At 72.6% G+C, this 24321-nt stretch carries 29 protein-coding genes and 1 pseudogene; 17 read left to right on the top strand and 13 right to left on the bottom strand.

Annotated features, from left to right (window positions below):
- Positions 1-222 precede the first annotated feature (222 nt).
- The 3 genes from glgX (at position 223) to treZ (ending at position 6672) form a co-directional block, all read left to right on the top strand.
- The gene (gene glgX, locus ACZ3YL_RS28150; protein WP_465660265.1) at positions 223-2337 is read left to right on the top strand and encodes a glycogen debranching protein GlgX; all 2115 of its coding nucleotides are present in this window, start codon (positions 223-225) and stop codon (positions 2335-2337) included.
- Positions 2338-2491: 154 nt separating this feature from the next.
- Positions 2492-4936, top strand: coding sequence for a malto-oligosyltrehalose synthase (gene treY / locus ACZ3YL_RS28145; protein ID WP_465660264.1), 2445 nt, complete (start codon positions 2492-2494; stop codon positions 4934-4936).
- A gap of 2 nt (positions 4937-4938) precedes the next feature.
- Positions 4939-6672, top strand: coding sequence for a malto-oligosyltrehalose trehalohydrolase (treZ, locus tag ACZ3YL_RS28140; protein ID WP_465660263.1), 1734 nt, complete (start codon positions 4939-4941; stop codon positions 6670-6672).
- A gap of 63 nt (positions 6673-6735) precedes the next feature.
- On the opposite strand, the gene ACZ3YL_RS28135 is transcribed toward treZ, so the two are convergent.
- Positions 6736-7629, bottom strand: coding sequence for a transketolase family protein (locus ACZ3YL_RS28135; protein WP_465660262.1), 894 nt, complete (start codon positions 7627-7629; stop codon positions 6736-6738).
- 122 nt (positions 7630-7751) lie between these two features.
- Positions 7752-8477 carry a transketolase gene (locus tag ACZ3YL_RS28130; RefSeq protein ID WP_465660261.1) on the bottom strand — a complete coding sequence of 242 codons (726 nt, stop codon included), beginning with the start codon at positions 8475-8477 and terminating at the stop codon, positions 7752-7754.
- 56 nt (positions 8478-8533) lie between these two features.
- Between ACZ3YL_RS28130 and soxR the strand changes: the two genes are divergently transcribed.
- Together soxR and ACZ3YL_RS28120 are read left to right on the top strand one after the other, a co-directional pair.
- The gene (soxR, locus tag ACZ3YL_RS28125) at positions 8534-9085 is read left to right on the top strand and encodes a redox-sensitive transcriptional activator SoxR (protein WP_465660260.1); all 552 of its coding nucleotides are present in this window, start codon (positions 8534-8536) and stop codon (positions 9083-9085) included.
- Positions 9086-9128: 43 nt separating this feature from the next.
- Positions 9129-10052 (top strand): phosphotransferase family protein, encoded by a 924-nt coding sequence (locus tag ACZ3YL_RS28120; protein WP_188309788.1) that lies wholly within the window; start codon positions 9129-9131, stop codon positions 10050-10052.
- Positions 10053-10056: 4 nt separating this feature from the next.
- Here the strand turns inward: ACZ3YL_RS28120 and ACZ3YL_RS28115 are convergent, their stop codons facing one another.
- Both ACZ3YL_RS28115 and ACZ3YL_RS28110 read right to left on the bottom strand, forming a co-directional pair.
- Positions 10057-10581 carry a GNAT family N-acetyltransferase gene (locus ACZ3YL_RS28115; RefSeq protein ID WP_188309789.1) on the bottom strand — a complete coding sequence of 175 codons (525 nt, stop codon included), beginning with the start codon at positions 10579-10581 and terminating at the stop codon, positions 10057-10059.
- 35 nt (positions 10582-10616) lie between these two features.
- Positions 10617-11255 carry a formylglycine-generating enzyme family protein gene (locus tag ACZ3YL_RS28110; RefSeq protein WP_188309790.1) on the bottom strand — a complete coding sequence of 213 codons (639 nt, stop codon included), beginning with the start codon at positions 11253-11255 and terminating at the stop codon, positions 10617-10619.
- A gap of 116 nt (positions 11256-11371) precedes the next feature.
- Here ACZ3YL_RS28110 and ACZ3YL_RS28105 point away from each other — a divergent pair, with 116 nt between their 5' ends.
- Positions 11372-11794, top strand: a complete 423-nt coding sequence (locus ACZ3YL_RS28105; protein ID WP_465660259.1) for an SRPBCC family protein — start codon at positions 11372-11374, stop codon at positions 11792-11794.
- 2 nt (positions 11795-11796) lie between these two features.
- Here the strand turns inward: ACZ3YL_RS28105 and ACZ3YL_RS28100 are convergent, their stop codons facing one another.
- Entirely contained in the window at positions 11797-12390 is a 594-nt protein-coding gene (locus tag ACZ3YL_RS28100; RefSeq protein ID WP_188309792.1) for a TetR/AcrR family transcriptional regulator, read from the bottom strand.
- Between the two features lie 149 nt (positions 12391-12539).
- Here ACZ3YL_RS28100 and ACZ3YL_RS28095 point away from each other — a divergent pair, with 149 nt between their 5' ends.
- Both ACZ3YL_RS28095 and ACZ3YL_RS28090 read left to right on the top strand, forming a co-directional pair.
- Positions 12540-13250 carry an SDR family oxidoreductase gene (locus ACZ3YL_RS28095; RefSeq protein WP_465660258.1) on the top strand — a complete coding sequence of 237 codons (711 nt, stop codon included), beginning with the start codon at positions 12540-12542 and terminating at the stop codon, positions 13248-13250.
- A gap of 37 nt (positions 13251-13287) precedes the next feature.
- Complete coding sequence (locus tag ACZ3YL_RS28090) at positions 13288-13710, top strand: tautomerase family protein (protein WP_465660257.1); 423 nt, start codon at positions 13288-13290, stop codon at positions 13708-13710.
- 22 nt (positions 13711-13732) lie between these two features.
- Here the strand turns inward: ACZ3YL_RS28090 and ACZ3YL_RS28085 are convergent, their stop codons facing one another.
- The 5 genes from ACZ3YL_RS28085 to ACZ3YL_RS28065 all read right to left on the bottom strand — a co-directional run bounded on the left by ACZ3YL_RS28085 (position 13733) and on the right by ACZ3YL_RS28065 (position 15279).
- Positions 13733-13888 carry a hypothetical protein gene (locus tag ACZ3YL_RS28085; protein WP_188309795.1) on the bottom strand — a complete coding sequence of 52 codons (156 nt, stop codon included), beginning with the start codon at positions 13886-13888 and terminating at the stop codon, positions 13733-13735.
- Positions 13889-14177: 289 nt separating this feature from the next.
- Positions 14178-14618 carry a hypothetical protein gene (locus ACZ3YL_RS28080; RefSeq protein ID WP_465660256.1) on the bottom strand — a complete coding sequence of 147 codons (441 nt, stop codon included), beginning with the start codon at positions 14616-14618 and terminating at the stop codon, positions 14178-14180.
- A 54-nt stretch (positions 14619-14672) separates the two neighbouring features.
- Positions 14673-14849, bottom strand: a complete 177-nt coding sequence (locus ACZ3YL_RS28075) for a hypothetical protein (RefSeq protein ID WP_465660255.1) — start codon at positions 14847-14849, stop codon at positions 14673-14675.
- On the bottom strand, positions 14846-15121 hold the full coding sequence (locus ACZ3YL_RS28070; protein WP_465660254.1) for a hypothetical protein: 276 nt from the start codon (positions 15119-15121) through the stop codon (positions 14846-14848). The genes ACZ3YL_RS28075 and ACZ3YL_RS28070 overlap by 4 nt, the downstream gene beginning before the upstream one ends.
- Positions 15118-15279: an ATP-binding protein gene (locus ACZ3YL_RS28065; protein WP_465660253.1), complete on the bottom strand. Its 162-nt coding sequence runs from the start codon at positions 15277-15279 to the stop codon at positions 15118-15120. The genes ACZ3YL_RS28070 and ACZ3YL_RS28065 overlap by 4 nt, the downstream gene beginning before the upstream one ends.
- On the opposite strand from ACZ3YL_RS28065, the gene ACZ3YL_RS28060 reads away from it, so the two are divergent.
- From ACZ3YL_RS28060 to ACZ3YL_RS28040, 5 genes are all read left to right on the top strand, one after another.
- Positions 15274-15540 (top strand): hypothetical protein, encoded by a 267-nt coding sequence (locus ACZ3YL_RS28060; RefSeq protein WP_465660252.1) that lies wholly within the window; start codon positions 15274-15276, stop codon positions 15538-15540. The two genes, ACZ3YL_RS28065 and ACZ3YL_RS28060, sit on opposite strands and share 6 nt — an antisense overlap.
- Before the next feature lie 216 nt (positions 15541-15756).
- The gene (locus ACZ3YL_RS28055) at positions 15757-16611 is read left to right on the top strand and encodes a helix-turn-helix domain-containing protein (RefSeq protein ID WP_465660251.1); all 855 of its coding nucleotides are present in this window, start codon (positions 15757-15759) and stop codon (positions 16609-16611) included.
- On the top strand, positions 16608-16817 hold the full coding sequence (locus ACZ3YL_RS28050; protein WP_465660250.1) for a DUF397 domain-containing protein: 210 nt from the start codon (positions 16608-16610) through the stop codon (positions 16815-16817). Before ACZ3YL_RS28055 ends, ACZ3YL_RS28050 begins: the two co-directional genes overlap by 4 nt.
- A 90-nt stretch (positions 16818-16907) precedes the next feature.
- Positions 16908-17159 (top strand): DUF397 domain-containing protein, encoded by a 252-nt coding sequence (locus tag ACZ3YL_RS28045; protein ID WP_317621508.1) that lies wholly within the window; start codon positions 16908-16910, stop codon positions 17157-17159.
- 92 nt (positions 17160-17251) lie between these two features.
- Positions 17252-17752, top strand: a complete 501-nt coding sequence (locus ACZ3YL_RS28040) for a DUF6879 family protein (protein ID WP_411293104.1) — start codon at positions 17252-17254, stop codon at positions 17750-17752.
- A gap of 455 nt (positions 17753-18207) precedes the next feature.
- Here ACZ3YL_RS28040 and ACZ3YL_RS28035 read toward each other — a convergent pair whose 3' ends face one another.
- Positions 18208-18984, bottom strand: coding sequence for an SDR family oxidoreductase (locus ACZ3YL_RS28035; RefSeq protein WP_465660249.1), 777 nt, complete (start codon positions 18982-18984; stop codon positions 18208-18210).
- Positions 18985-19159: 175 nt separating this feature from the next.
- Between ACZ3YL_RS28035 and ACZ3YL_RS28030 the strand changes: the two genes are divergently transcribed.
- The 3 genes and pseudogenes from ACZ3YL_RS28030 (at position 19160) to ACZ3YL_RS28020 (ending at position 21313) form a co-directional block, all read left to right on the top strand.
- Positions 19160-20044 (top strand): helix-turn-helix transcriptional regulator, encoded by an 885-nt coding sequence (locus ACZ3YL_RS28030; protein ID WP_465660248.1) that lies wholly within the window; start codon positions 19160-19162, stop codon positions 20042-20044.
- A 96-nt stretch (positions 20045-20140) separates the two neighbouring features.
- Positions 20141-20792 (top strand): annotated as a pseudogene (locus tag ACZ3YL_RS28025) (phosphotransferase).
- A complete protein-coding gene (locus tag ACZ3YL_RS28020; RefSeq protein ID WP_188309802.1) occupies positions 20789-21313 on the top strand; it encodes a DUF6879 family protein in 525 nt (174 codons plus the stop codon). Before ACZ3YL_RS28025 ends, ACZ3YL_RS28020 begins: the two are co-directional and overlap by 4 nt.
- 129 nt (positions 21314-21442) lie before the next feature.
- On the opposite strand, the gene ACZ3YL_RS28015 is transcribed toward ACZ3YL_RS28020, so the two are convergent.
- On the bottom strand, positions 21443-21709 hold the full coding sequence (locus ACZ3YL_RS28015) for a DUF5302 domain-containing protein (protein WP_188309803.1): 267 nt from the start codon (positions 21707-21709) through the stop codon (positions 21443-21445).
- A gap of 200 nt (positions 21710-21909) precedes the next feature.
- Positions 21910-22788: an NAD(P)H-binding protein gene (locus ACZ3YL_RS28010; RefSeq protein WP_223243579.1), complete on the bottom strand. Its 879-nt coding sequence runs from the start codon at positions 22786-22788 to the stop codon at positions 21910-21912.
- A 163-nt stretch (positions 22789-22951) separates the two neighbouring features.
- Here ACZ3YL_RS28010 and ACZ3YL_RS28005 point away from each other — a divergent pair, with 163 nt between their 5' ends.
- Positions 22952-24211: an alpha/beta hydrolase gene (locus ACZ3YL_RS28005; protein WP_188309805.1), complete on the top strand. Its 1260-nt coding sequence runs from the start codon at positions 22952-22954 to the stop codon at positions 24209-24211.
- The last annotated feature ends 110 nt before the right edge of the window (positions 24212-24321 follow it).

Genomic DNA, 24321 nt, shown 5'->3' with positions numbered 1-24321 from the left:
GACCAACCCCGGCGGTACCTCCCGGCCGCCGGGGAAGGGCTCGGGGAGTATCTCCGGGAGTGTGCGGGCCATGCCGTGCGTCACGGCGCGCGAGTGCCGCACATGCCCGGCCGCCCGGCCGGGAAGAGAGCGTCCGGGTCCGGGCGGATTGTCGGACCACGCGTCGGAGCACGCGTTGGACTACACGTCAGTTTCCGTATGCCATAAGGAAGTTGAGGACTCATGCAGGTCTGGCCCGGTAAGCCCTACCCCCTCGGCGCCACCTACGACGGGGCCGGCACCAACTTCGCGGTGTTCTCGGAGAGTGCCGACCGGATCGAGCTGTGCCTGCTCGACGAGGACGGCTCGGAGACCGCCGTCGAGCTGCGCGAGACGGACGCCTTCGTCCGGCACGCCTACCTCCCCGGCGTCCAGCCCGGCCAGCGCTACGGCTTCCGGGTGCACGGCCCGTACAACCCGGGCCTGGGCCAGCGGCACAACAGCGCCAAACTGCTGCTGGACCCGTACGCCAAGGCGATGAGCGGCCACATCGACTGGGACGAGTCCGTCTACGGCTACCACTTCGGCGCGCCCGAGCGCCGCAACGACCTCGACTCCGCCCCGCACACCATGCACTCGGTGCTGATCAACCCGTACTTCGACTGGGGTACCGACCACCCGCCGCGCACCGACTACCACCGCACCGTCATCTACGAGGCCCACGTCAAGGGCCTCACGCGGCTGCACCCCGGCATCCCCGAGGAGATCCGGGGCAGCTACGCGGCGCTGGCCCACCCGGCCGTGATCGAGCACCTGGCCAAGCTGGGCGTCACCGCGATCGAGCTGATGCCGGTGCACCAGTTCGTCCGGGACCACCGGCTGCGCGACCTCGGCCTGGCCAACTACTGGGGCTACAACACCATCGGCTTCTTCGCCCCGCACTCCTCCTACTCCTCCACCGGCGACCGCGGCCAGCAGGTGCAGGAGTTCAAGTCCATGGTCAAGGCGCTGCACGCGGCCGGGATCGAGGTGATCCTGGACGTCGTCTACAACCACACCGCCGAGGGCAACCACCTCGGGCCGACGCTGTCGATGCGCGGCCTGGACAACGTCTCCTACTACCGCCTCGCCCAGGACCAGCGCTTCTACGAGGACACCACCGGCACCGGCAACAGCCTGCTGATGCGCAGCCCGCACGTGCTCCAGCTGATCATGGACTCGCTGCGCTACTGGGTCACCGAGATGCACGTGGACGGCTTCCGCTTCGACCTCGCCGCCACCCTGGCCCGGCAGTTCCACGAGGTCGACCGGCTGTCCTCGTTCTTCGACCTGGTCCAGCAGGACCCGGTGGTCTCCCAGGCCAAGCTGATCGCCGAACCCTGGGACCTCGGCGAGGGCGGCTACCAGGTCGGCAACTTCCCGCCGCTGTGGACGGAGTGGAACGGCATGTACCGGGACACCGTGCGCGACCTGTGGCGCGGCGAGAACGCCGCCCTCGCCGAGTTCGGCTCCCGGCTCACCGGCTCCTCCGACCTCTACCAGGACGACGGCCGCCGCCCCATCGCCTCCATCAACTTCGTCACCTGCCACGACGGCTTCACCCTGCGCGACCTGGTCTCCTACAACGACAAGCACAACCAGGCCAACGGCGAGGACAACCGGGACGGCGAATCCTTCAACCGCTCCTGGAACTGCGGCGTCGAGGGCCCCAGCACCGACCCGGCCGTCGAGGAACTGCGCGCCCGCCAGCAGCGCAACTTCATCGCCACCCTGATGCTCTCCCAGGGCGTGCCGATGCTCTCCCACGGCGACGAGCTCGGCCGCACCCAGCTCGGCAACAACAACACCTACTGCCAGGACAACGAACTCGCCTGGGTGCACTGGCCCGAGGACGACGGACCGGCCGCGCGGCTGCTGGAGTTCACCCAGGGGATGATCTGGCTGCGCCGCGACCACCCGGTGTTCCGGCGGCGCCGGTTCTTCCACGGCCGGGCGGTGAGCGGCTACGACGACCTCACCGACATCGCCTGGTTCACCCCCGCCGGGGAGGAGATGACCAAGCGCAACTGGGGCGCCAGCTACGCCAAGTCGCTGACCGTCTTCCTCAACGGCTACGCCATCTCCGAACCGGACCGGCGCGGCGGGCGGATCGTCGACGACTCCTTCCTGCTGATGTTCAACGCCCACTTCGAGCCGCTGGAGTTCACCGTGCCCGCCGACCACGGGCAGGAGTGGCAGGTCGTGGTCGACACCGCCCAGCCCCGACTGCCCGCCCCCGGCACCGGCGCCCGGGTCAAGGCCGGGGACGCGCTGTGCCTCACCGACCGCTCGCTGATGGTGCTGCAGCGGCCCGCCTGATCCGCCGGGGGCGTGCGCGGTGGATGTGCCCGCCGGGGGCGTGCGCAGGAGCGCGCTCGGGGCCGTACCCGGAGCCGCACCAGGAGCCGTGCGCTCACCTGTTCGGATCAGCAGCGGGTCTTGGCGGCGGCCCCGGCCGGGTACCTATGGACCTATGACCTCCGCCGCCGAGCCCGCGCAGCCCCGCCCGGCCGCTACCCACCCCACCGCCAGCTACCGCCTCCAGCTCCAGCCCGGCTTCACCCTCCGCGACGCCACCGCCGCCGTCCCCTACCTGGCCGCCCTCGGCGTCTCCCACCTGCACCTCTCCCCGCTGCTGGAGGCCGTCCCCGGCTCCACCCACGGCTACGACACCGTCGACCACACCCGGATCAGCGAACAGCTCGGCGGCGAGACCGCGCTGCGCGCCCTGGCCGCCGAGGCCCGCCGGCACGGCCTGCGGCTGATCGCCGACGTGGTGCCCAACCACATGGCCGTGCCCGTCCCCGAACGGCTCAACCGGCCGCTCTGGCAGGTGCTGCGCGACGGGCCCGACTCCCCGTACGCGCGCTGGTTCGACATCGACTGGACGGCCCAGCCCGGCCCCGCCGACGCCCCCGGACGCGGGCGGGTGCTGCTGCCGCTGCTCGGCGACCGGCTCGGCGCCGTCCTCGACCAGCTGGTGGTGGACGGCGAGGTGCTGCGCTACCACCGGCACGAGCTGCCGCTGCGCCCCGGAACGGCCGGGCTGCCGCTCACCGAGCTGCTCGCCCGGCAGTGGTACCGGCTGGCCTGGTGGCGGCTGGCCCGCACCGAGCTCAACTACCGGCGGTTCTTCACCGTCAACGAGCTGATCGCCGTCCGGGTCGAGGACCCGGAGGTCTTCGCCGCCACCCACGCCGTGCTGCTGCGGCTGCACGCCGACGGCGTCCTGGACGGCTTCCGGATCGACCACCCCGACGGGCTCGCCGACCCGCGCGGCTACCTGCGCCGCCTCGCGGCGGCCACCGGCGGCGGGGCGCCGGGCACCACCGGCGGCGCCTACACCGTGGTCGAGAAGATCCTCACCGGCGCGGAGCGCCTGCCCGAGGACTGGCCGGTGGCCGGCACCACCGGCTACGACGCGCTGCGCCGGATCGACGGCGTGCTCACCGACCACGCGGGCGCCTGCCGGCTCGCCGGGGCGTACGAGGCCTTCCTGCACGGCGGGCCCGCCGCCGTGCTGTGCGCCGACCCGCACCCGGCGATCGCGGCCGCCCGGCGCGGCCGGGCCGACATGACCGGCCCCGGCGGCGAGCTGGCCGCCGAGATCGAGCGGCTGGTCCGGATCGCGCTGCGGATCGGCGCCGCCGAGCCCGCCCACGCCGACCACGCGCCCTGGCAGCTGCGCGCCGCGCTGCGGCGGCTGCTCACCGACTACCCGGTGTACCGGCCGTACGCACGGCCCGGGGAGGCGGCGCTGGACTTCGGCGGAGTCCTGGGGGCGGCCTCCGAGGACCCGACCGAACGGCTGGTCGCCGCCCTCGCCCTCGGCGAGCTGGGGCCCGGCGCCGACCAGGAGGAGTTCTGCGCCCGCTTCGCCCAGACTGCCGCCGCCGTGGCCGCCAAGGGCGTCGAGGACACCGCCTTCTACCGCTGGAACGCGCTGCCCGGCCTCAACGAGGTCGGCGGCGAGCCCGCCCGGCCTGGACTGCACCCGGCCGAGTTCCACGACTGGTGCCGCTACCTGGAGCGCAGCTGGCCGCACAGCATGACGGTGCTCTCCACCCACGACACCAAGCGCAGCGCCGACGCCCGGGCCCGGCTCGCCGTCCTCGCCGAACAGCCGGAGGCCTGGGCCGCCGAGGCCGCCGCCTGGTCCGACGCCGCCGGGCCCCCGGCTCCCGGTCTCGACCGGGACGCCGACTGGCTGCTCTGGCACACCCTGGTCGCCGCCTGGCCGATCGGCCCCGACCGGCTGGTCGCCGCCCTGCTCAAGGCCGTCCGCGAGGCCAAGCTGCACACCTCCTGGACCACCCCCGACGCCCGGTACGAGCAGGCCCTGGAGCAGCGGGCCCGCGCCGTCTTCGGCAACGCCGGGCTGCTCCCCCGGATCGAGGGCCTGGTGCACGCGCTCGCCCCGTACGCCCGCGCCAACACCCTGGCCGCCGCCCTGCTCCACCTGACCATTCCGGGCGTGCCCGACCTCTACCAGGGCAGCGAGGAGCCGCTGTACACCCTGGTGGACCCGGACAACCGGGGCGTGGTCGACTTCGGCGCGCTCGCCGTGCGGCTCACCGACGCGGCCACCCCGCGCCCCGGCGACCTCGCCCGGGAGAAGCTCCACCTGACCGCCACCGCCCTGCACCTGCGCCGCTCCGGCCCGCTCGGCGCCTACCGGCCGCTGGCCGCCCCGGACCACCTGCTGGCCTTCGCCCGGGGCGAGGACGTGGTCACCGCCGTCACCCGGCTGCCGTACGGGCTGGCGAAGGCGGGCGGCTGGCGGGGCGCCGTGCTGGAACTGCCGCCCGGCGGCCCCTGGACGGACCAGCTGTCGCTGCGCGACTTCCCGGCGGGGGCGGTACCGGTGGCGGAGCTGCTGGCGACCTGCCCGGTGGCGCTGCTGACGAGGAGGGGTTGAGGGTGTCGCGTTACGAGGTGTGGGCGCCGAACGCCGCCGCCCAGGTCCTGGTCGAAGTCGACGGCGTGGCCCATGCGTTGGCCCGCTGCGCCGACCGGCACGGCTGGTGGTCCGGCGAGGCCCCGGAAGGCGACTACGCCTTCCGGCTCGACGGCGGCCCGCCGCTGCCCGACCCGCGCTCGCCCCGGCAGCCGTACGGCCCGGACGGCCCCAGCCGGGCGGTGGACCACGCCGCCTTCCGCTGGTCGCGGACCGGCTGGCACGGCCGCGCGCTGCCCGGCGCGGTGCTCTACGAGCTGCACATCGGCACCTTCACCGCGCGCGGCACCTTCGACGCGGCCGCCGAACAGCTCGACCACCTGGTCGAGTTGGGCGTGGACTTCGTCGAGCTGATGCCGGTCTGCCCGTTCCCCGGCCGACACGGCTGGGGCTACGACGGGGTGTCCCCGTGGGCCGTGCACGAGCCCTACGGCGGGCCGGAGGGCCTCAAGCGCTTCGTGGACACCGCGCACCGCAAGGGCCTCGGGGTGGTGCTCGACGTGGTGCACAACCACCTCGGCCCGTCCGGCAACCACCTCCCCGCGTACGGCCCGTACTTCACCGACCGGCACCACACCCCGTGGGGCTCGGCGGTCAACCTGGACGCGCCCGGCTCGGACGAGGTGCGCGCCTACCTGATCGGCAGCGCACTGGCCTGGCTGCGCGACTACCGGCTCGACGGCCTGCGGCTGGACGCCGTGCACGCCCTCGCGGACGACCGGGCGACCCACTTCCTGGAGGAACTGTCCTGCCAGGTCGACAAGTTGGCGGTGTCCGTGAACCGTCCGCTGTTCCTGGTCGCCGAGTCCGACCTCAACTCCCCGCGCACCACCGCCGCCCGGGAGGCCGGCGGCCAGGGCCTCACCGCCCAGTGGAGCGACGACTTCCACCACGCCCTGCACTGCGCGCTCACCGGCGAATCCCAGGGCTACTACGGCGACTTCGCGCGCCGGCCGCTCGCCGCCCTGACCAAGACGCTGCGGCGCGGCTTCTTCCACGACGGCACCTGGTCCTCCTTCCGGGGCCGCAGCCACGGACGGCCGTTCGACTCGGACGAGGGCCACCGGCTGCTCGGCTACCTGCAGACCCACGACCAGGTCGGCAACCGGGCGCTCGGCGACCGGATCTCCACCTCGCTGACCCCCGGCCGACTGGCCTGCGGCGCCGCCCTGGTGCTCACCTCGCCGTTCACCCCGATGCTGTTCATGGGCGAGGAGTGGGGCGCCGCCACCCCCTGGCAGTACTTCACCGACCACACCGACCCCGCCCTCGCGGAGGCCGTCCGGCAGGGCCGGCGGCGGGAGTTCGCCGAGCACGGCTGGGCCGCCGAGGCCGTCCCGGACCCGCAGGAGCCGGCCACCGTGCTGCGCTCGGTGCTCGACTGGACCGAGCTGCGGCGCGCCCCGCACCGCGAACTCCTCGACTGGCACCGGACGTTGATCCAGCTGCGACGCGACCGGCCGGAACTCTCCGACCCGGACCTCGGCGCGGTGCGGGTCGAGTACGACGAGGCGGCGGGCTGGCTGGTGGTGCACCGGGGGCCGTACCGGGTCGCGGTCAATCTCGGCCCCGCCGAGGCGGTGCTGCCGTTGGCGGGCGACGGGCGGGAGGTGGTGGCGGCCTTCGGGGCGGCCGCCCTGGAAGGTGCGACCGTACGGCTGGCGGTGGACTCGGTGGCGGTCGTGCTGGCCTCCTGAGGGCTCACCCTCACCGACGACTCACGACGACTCGCGACGACTCACCGGCGGCTCACCGGCGGCTCACCAGAGGAAGGCGCCGATCCGCTCCTTGAGCGAGGAGGCGTCCAGGCCGTAGGCGGCCAGGTGCTCGGCCATCGAGCCGTACTGCCGGTGCTCACCGCGCGGCACGCCCAGGGCCAGCACCCGGTGCGGGCGGTCGGCCAGCGCCGCGTGCGCCTCGTTCGCCGAGGTGCCCGCCAGGTACGGCTCCACCAGCACCACATCCGCCTTGTCGCCCGGCGCGGCGCGCAGCCCGGCGGCGTCGAAGGGGCGCACCGTCGCCGCGTACAGCACCGTCACGTCCAGGCCCTCGGTGGCCGCCAGCACCGCGTCCAGCATCGGGCCGACGGCCAGCACCACGCCGCGCCTGCCGGTGCGCACGGTGGTGAAGCGGCCCGGCTCGACGGCGACCGGGGTGGCGTTCTGGTGGTTGGAGAGCCGGACGTACACATTGCGGTCGCCGTCGGCGACGGCGTGGCGCAGCAGCTGCTCGGCCTCGTCCGGGTGGCCGGGGACGTGCACCGTCCAGTCCGGGAGGGTGTCCAGCAGGGCGACGTCGCCCGGGGACATGTGGGTGCGGCCGGCCGCCGGGTTGTCGTAGGAGCCGCCCGCGCTCACCAGGACGGCACCGACGCCCTGGTGGACCAGGCTCAACTTGATCTGCTCGAAGGGTCGTTCGACCAGGAAGCTGGCGAAGGTGTGGGCGATCGGGCGCATCCCGCTGAGTGCCAGCCCACCGGCCGCGCCGACCAGCAGCTGCTCGCGGATGCCGACGTTGACCACCCGGTCGGGGTGGCGCTCGTGGGCGGGCTCGAAGGCGGCGGCGGAGATGTCCGCGAGCACCACGGCCAGCCGGGGGTCCTCGTCCAGGAGGCGGGAGGTGACGTCGATGAAGCGCTCGCGCATGGTGTCCATCGGTGAAGTGCCTTTCGCTGTGGATGACTTGGCGTACGGGGGTGATCGGGCGCTCTTCGGGGCGGCGAGGAGTGCTCGGGGCGGTCGGGAGTGCTCGGCGCGGCCAGGAGTGCTCGGCGCGGTCAGGAGTTCTTCGGCTCGACCCGGGCGACCACCACGTGCGGGCGGCCCGGGTGGGCGGTGGTGTACGCGCGGTGCAGCGCCTCGTGGTCGCGGCCGTCCACCGTCGCGGTCGACCAGCCGGCGGAGGCGAAGCGCTGGGCGATCCCGCCGTGCCAGCCGTGGGTGGCCGAGGAGTTGTCGATCACCACCGCGTGCAGCCGGTCCAGGCCGTAGGCGCCGGCGAAGGCCACCGCCTCGTGGTTGGAGCCCTCGTCGAACTCGGCGTCACCGACCAGCACCCACACCGCCGGGTCGGTCAGCCCCTGGGCCCGCAGGCCGAGCGCGGTGCCGACGGCCAGCGGCAGGCCGTGTCCGAGTGAACCGGAGGAGATCTCCACGCCGGAGAGCAGGGTGCGGTCCGGGTGGTAGCCGAGCGGCGAGTCGTAGCCGCCGAAGCTCGGCAGCACGGCGGGGTCGATGAAGCCCTTGGCGGCGAGTACGGCGTAGTAGGCCATCGGGCCGTGGCCCTTGGAGAGCAGGAAGCGGTCGCGGTCCTGGGCCTCGGCGGTGTCCGGGGCGACCCGCAGCACCCGGTCGTACAGCACCCAGAGCGCGTCCAGGGTGGAGGTGGCCGCGACGTCGTGCTTCTCGTCGCCGGTCATCAGGGCCATCAGCGGCTGGAGGTCCTCGAAGCGGGCCCCGTTCACGGATTCCGTGCCGGTGTTCACGGTCGTCTGCGTCGTCATGCGTCGATCGTGCAACTTAAAGCGAACTTGAGGTCAAGCGGCTACAGTGAGTCCCCATGACCGCGACACCCGACGCCGGCCACACCGCCGTCCCGCGCCCCGGCGACCTGCTCACCATCGGGCAGCTGTCCGCCCGCAGCGGGCTGGCCGCCTCCGCGCTGCGCTACTACGAGGGCCTCGGCCTGATCCACGCCACCCGCACCGCCGGTGGCCAGCGCCGCTACCCGCGCGGCACGCTGCGCCGGATCGCCTTCGTCCGGGCCGCCCAGCGGGTCGGCCTCTCGCTGGACGAGGCCCGGGTCGCCCTCGACCGGCTGCCCGAGCGCCCGGCCCCCAGCGGCACCGAGTGGGACGGCGTCGCCGCGTCCTGGCAGACCCGGATCGACGAGCAGATCGCCGAACTGGAGCGGCTCAAGGCCAAGCTCACCGGCTGCATCGGCTGCGGCTGCCTCTCGCTCACCCGCTGCGCCCTCTACAACGCCGACGACCGCGCTGCCCAGGCCGGCCCCGGCGCCCGCTACCTGCTCACCCGCGACCCGGACACCGGCCCGGAGCCGGAGCCGGCGGCCGCCGCGGCCTGCGGCACCCGGCGCGACGCGGCGCACTGAAAAGCCCTTGCCGCACGACCGTCGGCATGCCTACGGTGCGGGCATGCTGCCCCTGGTGGAGACGGACGAGCAGTGGGACGCGGTCATCCCCGACGAGTCGGTGATGCGCCCGGGCGCCGAGGCGCTGTGCGCGCGCCTCGGCGTCGGCGGGCAGCCGTTGGAGCGCTTCGCGGAGGGGTCCGTCCCGGTCTACGCGGTCGGCGGGGAGCACGTGCTCAAGCTGTTCCCGGCCGCCAGTGCCCGCGACGGCCTCGCCGAGGGACGCGTCCTCGCCCGGCTGCGGGGTGCGCTGCCGATCCCCACCCCGGCGGTCCGGGCGGTGGGCGAGTACGTCAACGGCTGGCGCTACGTGCTGATGTCCCGTCTGCACGGCGAGGGCCTCGCCCCCGCCTGGCCGGGCATCCCCCGGGCCGACCGCGAGCGGATCGCCCGCGACTGCGGCGAGGCACTCGCCGCCCTGCACGCCCTGGACGCCGAACCGCTCGCCGACGTGCTGCGCCCCGGCGACTGGCCCGCCTTCCTCGACGGGCAGCGGGCCGGCGCCGTCGCCCGCCAGCGCGAACGCGGCCTGCCCGAGGCCTGGTGGGAGCAGATCCCGGACTTCCTCGCCGCCGCCCCGCTCCCCCGCACCCCGCAACGCGCCCTGCTGCACACCGAGTTCATGCGCGAGCACCTGATCACCGACCCGGCCGGCGGCTGGCGGCTCACCGGCCTGATCGACTTCGAACCCGCGATGATCGGCGACCCGGCCTACGACCTGGTCGCCGTCGGCCTGTTCACCACCCGCGCCGACCCGCAGCTGCTCGGACAGCTGCTCACCGCCTACGGCCGCCCCTTCGAGCCTCGCCTGCTGATGGCGTACACCCTGCTGCACGTGTACAGCGATCTGCCTTGGTACCTCAGGGAGTTGAAGCCATCGGCGCGGACGCTGGACGATCTCGCCGAGGAGTGGTTCGGGGTCGGCTGACCGGTCACCACGGGCGCGGGTCGGTGCGCAGCAGGCTGTAGTAGACCATGTCGCGCCACTCCCCGCCCCGGAAGGCCATCGCCCGGTGCACCCCCTCGCGGGTGAAGCCCAGCTTCTCCAGCACGCGCTGCTCGGCGAGGTTGTCGGCCTCGGTGTCCGCCTCCAGCCGCATCACCGGGGTGTGCGCGAACAGGTAATCCACCAGCAGCCGTTGGGCCTCGGTGCCGATGCCCCGCCCCCGGGCCCGCGGCAGCAGTTGAGCGCCGAGGCTCCAGTACGGGGCGGTCGGCCGGGCGCCCTTGCGGGTGGCGGCGACGAAGCCGAGGAACTCGCCCTCGGTGGCGACGGCGAAGATCCACTGCTCCTCGCCGAGCAGCCCGTTCTCGGCCCAGCGGCGGCGGAAGCGCTCGGGGTCGGACCAGCCGTACCACTGGAACTCGCCCAGCGCTTCAGGGTCGTTCAGCATCCCGCCCAGGGCGGGGAGGTCGGCTTCGGCCATCGGGCGGAGGACGATCTTCTCTGGGTTCACGAGGGCGCCAACGCGCCGGTTCGCCCGACCGTTCCTCAGGCCGCGGTCGACCGGGCGAGCCGGAAGCCGACGTCGTCGATCCGCAGGGTCGGGTGGCTGCGGCGGCGCACGGAGGCGCGGCAGCTCCAGTGCTCGTCGAACCAGCCGCCGCCGCGCAGGACGCGGTAACTGCCGTACACCTCGGGGTCGTAGCGCTCCCAGCACCACTCCCACACGTTGCCGAGCAGGTCGTACAGCCCGTACGCGTTGGGCCGCAGCTCGCCGACGGGGTGCGGGCGCTCGCCCGAGTTACCGCGGTGCCAGGCGATCTCGTCCAGCGGGCCGTAGCGCGGGCCGTCCGTTCCGGCGCGGCAGGCGTGCTCCCATTCGGCTTCGGTGGGCAGCCGGTAGCCGTCGGCGGTGCCGTCCCAGGCCACGTCCTCGCCGTCGAGTCGGTAGGCGGGCGTGAGGCCCTCGCGCCGGGACAGCTCGTTGCAGTACCGGACGGCGTCCAGCCAGGAGACGCTGTGCGCGGGGCGGCGGTCACCGGCGGCGCCCTCGTACTGCTCGCGGGTGACCGGACACGGCGCCAGCTCGAACGCGGCCACCTCGACGCTCCAACTGCGCTGGGTGCGACGGTCGGAGAGGGTGACGAGGCCGGGCGGAACGGCGATCAGTCCGGTACGGGGGTCCATGATCGTCGATCCTACGACCCGCCGCCGCACGGCCTGCCCGCCGGCACCGGGAGCTGACGTACCGTCGGGGTGATCCCTAAACAGGCGGACGAGAGGCGGCGAGGACCATGGCGGTCATGACGGTCAGCACGGTGGTGGAGGCTCCGGCCGAGCGGGTCTGGGAGCTGGTCGGGGACTTCCACGCTCTCGGCGACTGGCACCCGCACCTGCTGGCGAGCCGGCTCGGCAACGGGCTGACGGGCAACGCGATCGGCACGGTCCGGGTGTTCGACCTCGACGGCGTCGTGCTGACGGAGACGCTGGTCGCCTACGACAACGAGGCCCGCAGCTACACCTACAGCTTCCCCGACGGCACCTTCCACTTCAACGGCTACCGGGCCACCCTGCGGGTCACCCCGGTGACGGAGCTGGGCGCCGGCTTCGTGGAGTGGGGCGTCACGTACGACATCGGGGCGGAGCACCGCGAGGAGTCCACCGAGCGCGTGCACGGGGTCTTCACCACAGGGCTGGCCGCGCTGCGGGAGCGCTTCGCGGGCTGAGCCTACGCATCCGCCTCCGCTGCCGTCAGGCGGTGGCGGGCGGCGGCGAGGAGTTCGACGGACAGCGCCTCGTCGTCGCTCGCGCGGGCGAGCAGGAGGGCGCCGACCATGGTCGACAGGTCGGCGAGCGCGGCCTCCCGCCCGGCGGGGTCGGGCAGTTGGCGGAAGCCGTCGACCAGGTCGCGCAGTCCGGCCGTGAACGCGGTGCGCAGCGGCGCGCCGGGTTCGGCGCGGGCCGCGTCGGCGGCCAGCGCGGCGGCGGCGCAGCCCTGGCCGGGGTGGTCGCGGTGCAGGGCGGAGAGATAGCGGTCGAGGAACTCGGCGCGGGGGGTGGGCCGTTCGTCGGCATCCCCTCGGTCGTCGGCGAGGCGGTCCATGGCTTCGCGGCGTTCGGCGAAGGCGGCGGTGAGGGCCTGGGCGACGAGGTCGTCCTTGGACGAGAAGTGCCGGTAGAAGCCGCCGTGGGTGAGCCCGGCGGCGGCCATCGCCTGGGGGACGCTGACCTGGTCGGATCCCTTCTCCCGGATCAGCCTGGCGGTGTGGTCGATGACCTCCTGCCGGTGGCGTTCGGCCTCGGCGCGTGAGACGCGGGGCATGTCCGCGCTCCCTTCGTCGTCCTGTGGTGGTGCACCCACTGTCTCGCACCGGGGGCTTCCCTGCCCACTTTAGATGATGGTAATAATCTAAACGAGGCGATCGCCCCGAGCGCGGGGCACCGCCCTTCCCGAGAGCGAGGAACAGACACATGACCGTGATCGAAGGCTCCACCGCCCTGGTCACCGGAGGCCTGCGCGGCCTCGGCCGGGCGTTCGTCGGGGAACTCCTGGCCCGCGGCGCGGCGAAGGTCTACGCCACCGCCCGCACCCCCGCCCCCTCCTCGTTCACCGAGGACCAGCGGGTCGAGGCGCTCGCCCTGGACGTCACCTCCGACGCCTCGGTCGCCGCCCTGGCCGAACGGGTGCAGGACGTCGACCTCGTCTTCAACAACGCCGGCGTCCTGCACCCCGGACCGCTGCTGACCGGTGACCTCCAGGACGTCCGGTCCACCTTCGACACCAACGTCCTCGGCCCGCTGCGCATCGCCCGCGCCTTCGCGCCCGTGCTGGCCGCCCGCGGCGGCGGGGCGCTGGTCGACATCCACTCCGCGCTGTCCTGGGGCGCGGGTTCCGGTGCGTACGGCGCCTCCAAGGCGGCCCTGTGGTCGCTCACCAACTCCCTGCGCCTGGAGCTGGCCGCCCAGCACACCCAGGTCGTCGGCGTGCACCTGGGCTTCGCCGACACCGACATGGTCGCGGCCCTGCCCGTCGACAAGCTCCCGGCGGACGAGGTGGCCCGCATCGTCCTGGACGGCGTCGAGCGCGGGGAGAGCGAAGTCCTCGTCGACGACGTCACCCGGGCGCTCAAGTCCGCGCTCTCCGGCCCGGTCGAGGGCCTCACCATCCCCTTCCGCCGCTGAGCCCCGCCCCACCCCGACACCACCGAGGAGAACACCCATGCCCCTGTGGCACGTCTACCACCCGCGCGACACCTACAGCCCCGAGCAGAAGCAGCGGATGGCCGCCGACATCACCGGGATCTACACCCGCTTCGGGCTACCGGAGTTCTACGTGATGACGCTCTTCCACGAGATCGGCGCCGACTCCTTCCACGTCGGCACCCGGCCCACCCAGAACGCCGTACGGATCGTCGTCGAGCACATCGCCCGGCACGCCGAGGAACCCGACCTGCGCCGCCGCACCCGGGAGGCCCTCGCCGCCGTCCTCGCGCCCCACACCACCGAGCGCGGCCTGTACTGCGAGTTCCACATCGACGAGACACCCCGCGACCTGTGGATGATGGACGGCATCTCCCCGCCACCTACCGGGAGCGAGGCCGAACAGCTGTGGGCCCGCGAGAACCGCCCGCTCCCGTACTGACCGAAGGGGGCCTGACCACCGCCTACGAGTCGTCCGGCATCCGGCCGGTGCCGGGCGGCCAGGCGTGGCCGGCCCCGTGCGGCTCCAGCAGCGCCGGATCGTCGTTGTTCTGCATCACCCGGGCCGGCCGCGCCGCCACTGAGACCACGGCGGGCCGGCCCGGCGCAGCCAGGAACACCTCGTCGTGAGGGTCCGGACGATCGCCCGGACCCTCACCCCCACCGACCTGAGCGAACGCGGCGCCGTCGACTGGAGCCGGTCGCCCACCACTTCGGATCCGACCGCATCAGCACCCCAGCCCCTGCCCACATCGGCAACTTCCTGCGCACCCCGCGCCGGCTCCACGCCCCCCGACCGGGGCGTGCAGCCCACGAGCGACCTGCCTGCGGAGCCCCCGCAGCATCGCGAGGCGGTCACGTCCGGCCTCGCCACCGGCCTCGACCGGATCGTCCGGCGCCGAGCGCCGGCTAAACGGCGAGCGGGAACCAGCCGACCGCCGACGCCGTTGCGGCGATCCACCCGAGAGCGACCGCCGCCCGGCCGCACTCGGGCCCACGGGCCCGCTGGAACGCGGCGATCAGCGCGGTGATCGCCGCAACCGGCATGAACAGGAACGCGAGGAACCAGGCCCAGCCACCCAGGGAGAGAACGGCCAGGAGGCCAAGGATCAGCAGCGGCAGCCACACGGCGGCGACCGTGAACCCGGCTGCGGCGCAGGCGACCCGGAACCGGTCCCGGCGGCGGTAGAGGACCGGGACGGCGCAGGCGGCGGCGGTCAGCAGCCCGACTGCGGCCAGGAAGAGCCGCAGGCCGACCCCGTACGCCCCCGCAAGGGGAAGGAGCGGCACCAGGAAGACGGCACTCGCCGCCCCGGCCAGCCAGCGCGCACTCGCGGGCACCACGGTCATCTCTCCCCCACTCATTTGAACACGTTCAAACTTAGCACGCGGGGGCGGGGGCGATCAGGTGGACTCACCTTCCCCGAGCCCGGCGAGCACCCGCCGCCGGACGGCGGCGGAGGCGGCGGGCAGGCGACGGGCCAACTCGGCTTCGAGGCGCCGCCGTTCAGCCCGGAGGAGGCGAGCGACGGGAGCGCGGGAGCAGTGGTGGAACCACCAGCCCCGGAGGCGGTCGATCACGCGGACTCCTCGTCGGGGTTCGCCCAGCTGATGCGCAGCTCGCAGTCCCCGAAGGGGAGGGCGAGGGCGGGGTTCGCGGCCAGGTGACGGATGACGCGACGCTCCACGCCGGGGCCGGTCAGGGCGAGTTCGCAGAACTCGCGCTGCGGCCGGGACATCGGGCGGAAGCAGATCGAGTTCCAGAGGGCTTCGAGGGCCTCGGGGGTCAGGGTGCGGATGGCCGGCGGCCGGAGGCCCGGGAGTTCGATGCGGATCTCGTGATCGGCCCTCACGCCGCCACCTCGTCCCAGACGATCTTGCCGATGGGCCGTCGCGGGCTGCAGCCCCAGCGGTCGGCGAGCGAGTCGACGAGCTGGAGGCCGCGCCCGCTCTCGCCGTCGAGACCGGGCGCGGCGAGGGCGGGGAGGCGGTCACCCCGGGCGTCGTGCACCTCGATGCGGAGCCGGGAGGGGTCGACGTCGAGCGAGAAGAGATGAGGTGCCCGATGGGGGTGCCGTGCAGGACGGCGTTGGTGACGAACTCGGTGGTGACCACGAGCCCGGAGTCGAGGAGCCGGCTCCCGTGGGAGGTGGAGGAGAGGAGGACGGCGAGCCCCTGGCGCGCGATGGCGGGCGAGCGGCGGCTGCGCGGGAGCCAGACGGTGGAGGAGGTTCGAGACATGGCGAAGTCACCTTCCAGGGAGAGGGGTTGAAGCCATGCGACGACCGGGCGGAGACAAAGGAATGCCCGGCGGTAGACCAGTCGTGATCACTCAGGCGACCCGAAGGACTACTCCCTGTAGCATGCCCTGGCGAAGCAATTGCATGCAACTGCTCGCGCCAAGCAATTGCTTGATCATGAGCCGCGATTGGACTCCGGGAGTGATGGCAAACTATGCAAGGAAGCGACCAGCCAGGGAGTGTGACGCATGAGCAGTCCAACCGTGCTGCGGCGTAGGCTCGGCAGCGAGCTCGGCAAGTTGCGCGCGTCGTGCGAGATGAACGCCAAGGACGTCGCCGCCGTGCTGGGTTGGTCCGCTTCGAAGCTGAGCCGCATCGAGAGCGGGCTCGTACCACTACAAGAGCGCGACGCCACGAAGCTCTTGGCCCACTACGGCGTCACTTCACCCGATGAGGTGAAGCGCTTCCTCAACCTGACTCGCCAGAGCCGGCAACAGGGTTGGTGGCACGCCTACGGCGATGCCTTGCCGGATTGGTTCCGCGCTTATGTGGGCTTCGAGTCGGATGCCGCAAAGATCGAGACCTACCAGTGCGAATTGGTCCCGGGGCTGCTGCAAACCGAGGCTTACGCGCGGCATGTGATCCGGGCGATGAACCCAACCGAGTCCACCGAAGAGGTCGAACGGCGCGTCGCCCTACGAATGGATCGCCAGCAGATTCTCGATCGCCATGAGCCTCCGCAACTGTGGGCGATCATCGGCGAAGCCGTCATACGGCGACCGGTCGGTGGCAGTCAGAACATGGCTGAGCAACTGCGCCATCTCGCCGCCATGGCGGACGAGCGACCCAACGTCACGATCCAGGTTCTGCCGTTCTCCGCTGGTGCACACGCGGCGATGGGCGCCTCGTTCTCCATCCTCTCGTTCAATGACATCCCCGGCAGCGTGGCGTATTCCGAGGCGACCACCAGCAGCATCTACTCGGAGCGGCCTCACGAGATCGCCCGCCATGAGGATGCCTTCCACCGTCTTATGGCGTCATCGGTCCAACCCGAGAGGTCCATCGCATGGTTGAGGGAAGTCGCAGAGGAGTACTCCCCGTGAATCAAGATCTCCATGAAGCCAACTGGCGCAAGAGTACGTATAGCAATGGCCAGGGTGACTGTGTCGAGATCGCCGACGGCTTCGCCAACATAGTCCCGGTCCGTGACAGCAAGGATCTCCACGGTCCGGCCCTCCGCTTTTCAGCCGAGGCCTGGCAGGCGTTCATGGCCGGTATACGCGCGGGCGAGTTCCCGACCACCAGCTGAGTCAGTACCGTGGGCTGCCCCGCGCCGCGCGGGGCAGCCCACTCCCAACTCGCAGCCTCAGGGGGTCCTCCACGTGTCAGCCGACCTGAATTGGCGCAAGAGCAGCTACAGCAATCCCTCGGGGGCGACTGCATCGAAGTCGCCTCGACGCTCCCCATCGCCTGGCGTAAGTCCAGCGCCAGCAACCCGAACGACAACTGCGTCGAGTTCGGCCAACTGGTCAGCGCCATCGCCGTCCGCGACAGCAAGGACCCGCACGGCCCCGCACTCACCTTCGACCCCTCCAGCTGGCAATCCTTCATCGCCGGCATCCGCTCCGACGACTTCCCCACCGCCCTCTGAACCACCACACGGGCGGCCCCGCATATCACGCGGGGCCGCCCGTTCCAGACCGGCTCCCGCCCGCGCGGTGCCGACGCTGACGGAGGCTTGTGATGTCGCAGGGCGTTCCGAAGATCGATGAGTTGCTGCGGCACGCCCAGTACTCGGCGCTTCACCTTGAGATGCGCGACGGCTACATGCAGGACGCCCCGGCCCTCCACGGGTGGCGGGCCGGCCACCGCCTGGACCCGGACAGTCGGGCCTCCTGGTGGCGGCCCTGGCTGGACGTGATCGCCGAGACCGTCGGCCGTCGTGTGGAGATCCGCCGTGCCCGCATCGTCTCCGAGCCGGTGAGCGAGTACACGTCCACCTCCGCAGCTCATGCCTGCCCCCGACCGGCAACCCGGCGGGGTTCGAGGACACTGTTTGGCGCCGCCTCGGCCGTCGGCGGGCGTGGGCTCATCATCAGAGGCGGGCCGGTCGGGGGACGATCAGCAGGCGCGGCAAGGGCAGCACGAAGGCGGCGAAGCCGATCTGGAACAGAATGCCGATCAGCGCCCACCCGCCGACGAACGGCACCCAGAACATCGGCGGTCCGCACCACAGGACAGTGACGACGGGCCGATGGAGTTCGCTCTCCCTCTTCGGCGCGGAGAGGAGGAGCAACAGCAGCGACGGCACGCCGAACCACCCGAACAGGAACAGCCCCAGCTCGATGAAGCCGGTCAGGAACTCCGGTCCGGAGAGCTCACCGGTATGTGCCAGCCAGAGCGCGCAACCACCGGCCGCGACACTCCATCCACAGCCGAGGGCGAACAGATAGCGGACGGCCGCCCGAAGGAACCACGCCAGGGCGCTCTCGGTTCTCAGCACGGCACCCATGGCCACTCCGCCCCTTCGGCAGCTCCAACAGGAGCATCATCCTCGCAGTATATTTGAACGCGTTCAATAGCGAATCCTTCATCGCCAGCATCCGCTCCGACGACTTCCCCACCGCCCCCTGAAGCACCACACGGGCGGCCCCGCGCAGTGCGCGGGGCCGCCCGTCGTCACTCCTGCACACCGCCGGTCAGCTGGCCTGGCCGGTCGGCATCACCGTGACCTGCTGGAGGTTGACCCGGGGCGGGAGGGTGGCGATGAAGCCGACCGTCTCCGCGACGTCCTCCGGCGTGAGCCACTCCATGGTCTCCTTCGAGCCCTCCAGCCACTCCAGCGCGCCCCGATCCGTCACGTGGCTCTGCAGTTCCGTCGCCACGATGCCCGGCTCGACCGCCGAGACCCGCACCTTCTTCGCGCCCAGCTCCGCCCGCAGGGTCCGCGACAGGTGGCTGACGTACGCCTTCGTCCCCGCGTACACCGCGAACGTGGGGAAGATGTTCTGCGCCGCGATCGACGACGTATTGATCAGGTCCGCCACCCCGCGCTCGGCCGCAGCCTTCACCAACTGCGGGGTGAACACACCGATCGCGTTCATCAGCCCGGTGATGTTCAGATCGATCTGCTGCTTCCACTGGTCCGTCGCCAGCTCCTCGATCGGGGCGGGCAGCATGACCCCCGCGTTGTTCAGCAGCAGGTCGGCCCCGCCGAACTCCTGCTCCACCCGCTCGGCGACGGCCTTCAGTGCCTCGACATCGGTCACGTCGGCGGCGATCGCCACCGCCCGTCCACCGTTCTTCTCGATCCGCTCGACCAGCTCCGCCAGCCGGTCGGCGCGCCGCGCCAGGACGACGACCCGGGCGCCCAGCGCCGCCAGCTTCTCCGCAGACGCCGCACCGATGCCGCTCGAAGCCCCGGTGACGACGGCGACGCGACCGGCAAGCGACTGGGACGTGGTGTTCGTGGACATGTTGCTTACCCTCCAAGGGCTTTGGGAGTTCCGCCGGCCGCTCTCCGTCGACCGCAGATCCAGTACAACCCCCGGACGGGCATCGCAGGACGCCATAACTGGCCCTGCCCTGACTGGTACCGCCAGGACCACCCACGCCCGCCCGCACCACCACCGCCCCACCGACAATGGACCCATGGACCGCACCAAGGAAATCGCCGGCTTCCTCCGCTCACGCCGCGCCCGCGTCACCCCCGAGGAGGCCGGACTGCCCGCCGACGGCCGCGTGCGGCGCGTGCCCGGCCTGCGCCGGGACGAGGTGGCCCGGCTAGCGGGCGTCAGCTCCGAGTACTACACCCGCCTGGAGCAGGGCCGGGCCCTCAACCCCTCCGCCGAAGTCCTGGACGCGATCAGCCGCGCCCTGCGCCTGGACGACACCGAACGCGAGCACCTCACCGACCTCCTCCACTCCGACACCCGGCCCACCACCCGCCGCACACCGGCGAGAGCCCAACGGGTGCGCCCCGGGCTGCACTTGATGCTGGAGACCCTCAACCACGTACCGGCGTTCATCCTCGGCCGACGCACCGACGTGCTGGCCTCCAACCGGCTCGCCCGGGAGGTCCTCACCGACTTCGACGCGCTGCCCGCGAACCGCCGCAACCTGGCCCGCTACTACCTCCTGGACCCCAAGGCCCGCGAGAGCGTGGGCGATTGGGAGCGGATCGCCGCCGAGACGGTGGCCGTCCTCCGCCTCGAAGCGGGGCGCTACCCCAACGACCGCCAGCTCGCCGACCTGGTCGGCGAACTCATGCTCCAGGCACCGGAGTTCACCGGCTGGTGGAACGACCACCGGGTGCTGCGCCGCACCCACGGCGCCAAGCACTACCTCCATCCCCTGGTCGGGGACCTGCACTTCTCCTACGAGTCCTTCCAGACGCCCGGCGACAGCGAGCAGACCCTCTGCGTCTACAACGTCGAGCCGAACTCCCCGACCGCCCAGTCCCTCCAGGTCCTGGCCAGCTGGACGGCCCCCACCGCCCCCGAGATCCCGGCCCCCGACACCCCGCGCCCCAACTGACCCGCACCCGACCCCCGCGCGCCAAACGACCCGCACCCAACACCCCCCACCGCAACTGACCCACACCCGACCCCGCCCCCAACTACCCTTCCCCTCATGCCCCGTACCGAGATCGAGATCACCGCAGACCTGGTCCGGCAACTCCTCCGAGACCAGCACCCCGATCTCGCCGCTCTCCCCCTGCGCCTCGGCGCGCGCGGCTGGGACAACCAGATGTGGCGCCTCGGCGAGGACCTCGCCGTCCGGCTGCCCTGGGCCACCGAGTCGGCAGGTGCTTTGCTGCGCAAGGAACATGCCTGGCTACCCGCCCTCCCGCCGGATCTGCCCCTGCCGATCCCGGCACCCCGACGCCTCGGCGCGCCCTCCGACCCTCTGGATCCACGGCGACCTCCACCCGGCCAACGTCCTCACGGCCGACGGCACGCTCTGCGGCGTCATCGACTTCGGCGAACTCTGCGCGGGTGACCCGGCCGGCGACCTCGCCGCCGCCTGGTCCCTGCTCCCGGACGGCGCCGCCGCCCTCTTCCACCAGGCCTACCGCCCCACCCGCGACCCCGCCACCCTGCGCCGCGCCCGCGGCTGGGCCGTCCTGCGCGCCCTCGGCGGCATCCACATCGGCGAGGCGGGCCTGAGCGGCCGCCCGGGCGGCAAGCCCACCTGGGGCCCGCCCGCCCACGCCGCCCTCCGCCGCCTCACGGCCGGCGCCCACACCTACCTGCCACCCGATCCCGCGAAAGGCCTCCGATGACCGAGATCGTGCCCGACTACTCCGCCCTGCTGAGGAGCGCCCGCCGTACGGCCGTCCACCTGGAAATGCGCGACGCCTACGGAGTCGCCCAGGAAGCCGCCGAGTTCGAGGAGTTCAAGCGCTCCGGCACGGCCGACACGGACCCGGACTCCGCCTGGTGGGCCGGCTGGGTGCCGCTGGTCCGGGAGACCGTCGGCCGCGGCGTCGAGTTGCGCCGCGCGAGGATCGTCTCCGAGCCCGTCACCGACTACATCCGCTGGGAGCACGCGCTCACCCCGGTGAACCTCGCCGCCGGCGAGCAGGTCCGCTGGCTGCCCCGACGGCTGGCGTCCGACATCCCGCTGCCCGGCAACGACCTCTGGCTGGTCGACGACCGCCAGGTGCTGTTCCACTGGTTCACCGGCGACGGCGACTGGGCCGGCCACGAGTACTCGGAGGACCCGGCGGTGGTGAAGCTCGTCTCCGCCGCCTTCGAGACCGTCTGGGAGCGCGGCACCCCGCACGCCGACTTCACCGTCTGACCACGCCCGGCGCCCCGGTGCTGGGGCACCCGGACACCCGAACCGGTCCGGCCCCGGCGCTGCCCGCCCCGCCGAGGCCCGGCCGCTTCTCCGGTGCGCTCCCGTGCGCTCCGGTGCGCACCGGAGCGGTCAGCCGCCGCTCTTGCGGCGGAAGTTGCGCTTGCCGCCCGCCGCGGCGTGCGCGCCATGGATCTTCGAATCGCCGTTCGGACCGCCGGCCGTGCTCCCGCCCTTGGCGCCGTGCTTGCGCTCCAGCGCGGCGAGGAACTGGGCCTTGACGTCGTCCTGGGCGGCGGCCGCGGGGACCTCGGTGGCCTGGCCGGCCTCCGACCTCTCGGGGCTCTCGGTGTTCTCGGTGTTCTCCGGGTTCTCGGGTGACGCTGCGCCGCTGCTCATACGGGACCTCCTGGTGGATGGTGTCGGGTTGATGCCTTCACGGGACACCATGTCACGTCCCGAAACCGGCCCGGCCCACCAGACCACCCCGAGGGCCTCCAGCCGGCCGACCTGCTCGATGGTGGAGCGCCCTCAGGGCGAGGGCCGGGGCGGCTACGGACCGGGGGCCGCCGCCGGGGCCCAGGGCGCGGTCGACGAGGCTACGGAGCCTCCGTGAACGCGGTGGCGTGGTCGGCGGCCCACTGACGAAACGCTCGCGGCGCCGTCCCGAGGATGTCGGCCACAGCGGTGGTGATGTACGCGGGCCGTCCGACCGCCGCGCTCCACGCGGCGAGCAGCATGTCGACGACCGAACCGGGCACCGCGCCCTCCGACAGGCGCCGGAACTCGTCCGGCGTCATCTCCTCGAAGGCGATCCGGCGCCCCAGGGCGTCGCCGATGACGTCCACCTGCGTGGCTTGGGTGAGCGATTCGGGGCCCGTGAGGACGTAGTCGCCTCCGACGTATCCGTCCCGACAGAGCGTCCGCGCCGCGACGGCCGCGACGTCGCGGTCGTCGACCGGTGCCGTCTCGGCGGCTCCGTGAGGCCACCGGACGACCTCGCCGGCCCGGATCGCGGGCGCCCACCAGGCCAGCGTGTTCGACGCGAACATCCCCGGCCGGAGGATCGTCGACTCGAGTCCGGTGCCGGCGATGAGCCGCTCGATGTCGGCGTGCAGCGCCGCCATGGGATTGGGCTGCTGGAAGAAGGGGTGCGGCGTCCGGTGCGGGGAGGAGAGGAAGACGACCCGCCGGACGTGGGCCGCCAGCCGCTCGACGACTGCCGCGGCGGTCTGCGGCGGGGCGGTCCAGACCAGGAAGACCGCTCCGGCGCCCTGCAAGGCCGGGCCGAGCGACTCGGGCACGGTGAGGTCGCCGATGAAGACCTCGGCCTTCGCCGGCAGCGTCGCCGCCGCCTCGGGGCGATGGGTGAGGGCGCGGACCGGTACGCCCGCGTCGAGGAGTTGGTCGACGACGATGCGGCCGACCCGGCCCGTCGCCCCGGTCACGAGCACGGGAGGGATGTCTTTCTGTTCCATGCCACCCATAGAAACTTTACTTGGTTAAAAAAGCAACCCGGTCATGACTGTTGCGTGGTCAGATGAGCGCGGGACGGCCCGGCTCCCAGCCGGCTCCCAGGCCACCTCCAGCGGACGGTCAGGCTCTAAGCCTCCTCTCATCCGCCGCCCCTAGCCTCCGCGCATGAACGTCTCCCTGCTCGACGGCTGGTTCCCCTGGACGGTCCAGGCCGCCGCCCTCGCCCTGTTCGTGACCGCGGTGGGCTGGCGGGACCGGACCTGGCAGCGCAAGTGGGGACCGATCGCGCTCGGCACGGCGCTGGCGATCACCGCGGTCGTCGCCGTCGCCGTGCTCACCCTGGCCGGGATCACCGATCCGATCCCGTTCGGGGTGTGGCTGTGGAGCGGGGTGGCGGTCGGGGCGTTGGCCGTGCTCGGCTTCGGCTGGCGGGGCGCGCGGTGGTGGCGGCGGGCGCTGGTGGCGCCGACGGTGCTGCTGGCCCTGTTCTGCGCCGCGAACAGCGTGAACATCGCGACCGGCTACTACCCGACGGTGGACGACGCGATCGGCGAGCTCAGCGGCCAGCCGCTGCCCGACCAGATCACCCTGGCCGAGGTGTCGTCGATCCACGGCAAGACCAGGACCGGCCGCATCGTCCAGGTCGACATCCCGGACACCGCGAGCGGTTTCACCCACCGTCAGGAGCTGGTCTACCTGCCGCCCGCCTGGTTCCGCAGCCAGAGTCGGCCGAAGCTGCCGGTGCTGGAGATGATCGGCGGCGAGTTCGCGGCGCCGGACAACTGGATCCGCTCCGGCAACGCGGTGAAGACCGCCGACGAGTTCGCCGCGAAGCACAACGGCTTCGCCCCGATCCTGGTCTTCGTGGACGCCACCGGCGGCTTCCGGGTGGACACCGAGTGCGTGGACGGCCCGCACGGCAACTCCGAGAGCCACCTGCTCAAGGACGTCCCGCCGTACATCGAGAAGACCTTCAACGCGGCCACCGACCCGCACAAGTGGGGCGTGGCCGGCTGGTCGATGGGCGGCACCTGCGCCTTCGACATGGTCGTCGAGCACCCCGGCCGCTTCACCCACTTCGGCGACTTCTCCGGCGACAAGGGCCCGTACATCGGCGACAAGGACCACACCGTCCAGGAGCTGTACGGCGGCGACGCGGCAGCCTGGGCCGCCCACGACCCGCTGACGGTGCTCGCCCACCACCCCAAGTACCAGGGCGTCTCCGGCTACTTCGGCCAGGGCGACGAGGAGCACGGCCAGATCGAGTCCGCCAAGGCCCTGGACACGGCCGCCAGGAAGGACGGCATCCGCACCACCAGCGCCGTCGGCTCCGGCAAGCACACCTGGCAGACCGGCGCCGCCACCTTCGCCCAGGCCCTCCCCTGGCTCGCCGCCCAGCTCGGCGTCCCGGGCACCCACGCGTAGCCGTCACAGGCCCGTCCCGGTCCGGTCCGGATTCGGTACGGATCCGGGCCCCCCGACCCGGCCGTACCCGAACCGCACCCCCCGCGCGGACCGTCCGGAGCGCGACCGTG

The organism is Kitasatospora sp. NPDC023176 (assembly GCF_055560495.1).
Note: the sequence above shows the minus strand (reverse complement) of the source record. Positions and strands in the feature narration are given on the sequence as shown.

Excerpts from the sequence above, each read along its gene's own strand:
- ACZ3YL_RS28080 (WP_465660256.1), bottom strand. The coding sequence starts at position 14,618 with ATGACCGTGGTGCCCGCGAGTGCGCGCTGGCTGGCCGGGGCGGCGAGT.
- ACZ3YL_RS28110 (WP_188309790.1), bottom strand. The coding sequence starts at position 11,255 with ATGGACCCCCGTACCGGACTGATCGCCGTTCCGCCCGGCCTCGTCACC.
- ACZ3YL_RS28095 (WP_465660258.1), top strand. The coding sequence starts at position 12,540 with ATGACCGTGATCGAAGGCTCCACCGCCCTGGTCACCGGAGGCCTGCGC.
- ACZ3YL_RS28100 (WP_188309792.1), bottom strand. The coding sequence starts at position 12,390 with ATGCCCCGCGTCTCACGCGCCGAGGCCGAACGCCACCGGCAGGAGGTC.
- ACZ3YL_RS28005 (WP_188309805.1), top strand. The coding sequence starts at position 22,952 with ATGAACGTCTCCCTGCTCGACGGCTGGTTCCCCTGGACGGTCCAGGCC.
- soxR (WP_465660260.1), top strand. The coding sequence starts at position 8,534 with ATGACCGCGACACCCGACGCCGGCCACACCGCCGTCCCGCGCCCCGGC.
- ACZ3YL_RS28040 (WP_411293104.1), top strand. The coding sequence starts at position 17,252 with ATGTCGCAGGGCGTTCCGAAGATCGATGAGTTGCTGCGGCACGCCCAG.
- ACZ3YL_RS28030 (WP_465660248.1), top strand. The coding sequence starts at position 19,160 with ATGGACCGCACCAAGGAAATCGCCGGCTTCCTCCGCTCACGCCGCGCC.
- ACZ3YL_RS28120 (WP_188309788.1), top strand. The coding sequence starts at position 9,129 with ATGCTGCCCCTGGTGGAGACGGACGAGCAGTGGGACGCGGTCATCCCC.
- ACZ3YL_RS28035 (WP_465660249.1), bottom strand. The coding sequence starts at position 18,984 with ATGTCCACGAACACCACGTCCCAGTCGCTTGCCGGTCGCGTCGCCGTC.
- ACZ3YL_RS28055 (WP_465660251.1), top strand. The coding sequence starts at position 15,757 with ATGAGCAGTCCAACCGTGCTGCGGCGTAGGCTCGGCAGCGAGCTCGGC.
- ACZ3YL_RS28130 (WP_465660261.1), bottom strand. The coding sequence starts at position 8,477 with ATGACGACGCAGACGACCGTGAACACCGGCACGGAATCCGTGAACGGG.
- glgX (WP_465660265.1), top strand. The coding sequence starts at position 223 with ATGCAGGTCTGGCCCGGTAAGCCCTACCCCCTCGGCGCCACCTACGAC.
- ACZ3YL_RS28135 (WP_465660262.1), bottom strand. The coding sequence starts at position 7,629 with ATGGACACCATGCGCGAGCGCTTCATCGACGTCACCTCCCGCCTCCTG.
- ACZ3YL_RS28015 (WP_188309803.1), bottom strand. The coding sequence starts at position 21,709 with ATGAGCAGCGGCGCAGCGTCACCCGAGAACCCGGAGAACACCGAGAAC.
- ACZ3YL_RS28020 (WP_188309802.1), top strand. The coding sequence starts at position 20,789 with ATGACCGAGATCGTGCCCGACTACTCCGCCCTGCTGAGGAGCGCCCGC.
- ACZ3YL_RS28010 (WP_223243579.1), bottom strand. The coding sequence starts at position 22,788 with ATGGAACAGAAAGACATCCCTCCCGTGCTCGTGACCGGGGCGACGGGC.
- ACZ3YL_RS28105 (WP_465660259.1), top strand. The coding sequence starts at position 11,372 with ATGACGGTCAGCACGGTGGTGGAGGCTCCGGCCGAGCGGGTCTGGGAG.
- ACZ3YL_RS28090 (WP_465660257.1), top strand. The coding sequence starts at position 13,288 with ATGCCCCTGTGGCACGTCTACCACCCGCGCGACACCTACAGCCCCGAG.
- treY (WP_465660264.1), top strand. The coding sequence starts at position 2,492 with ATGACCTCCGCCGCCGAGCCCGCGCAGCCCCGCCCGGCCGCTACCCAC.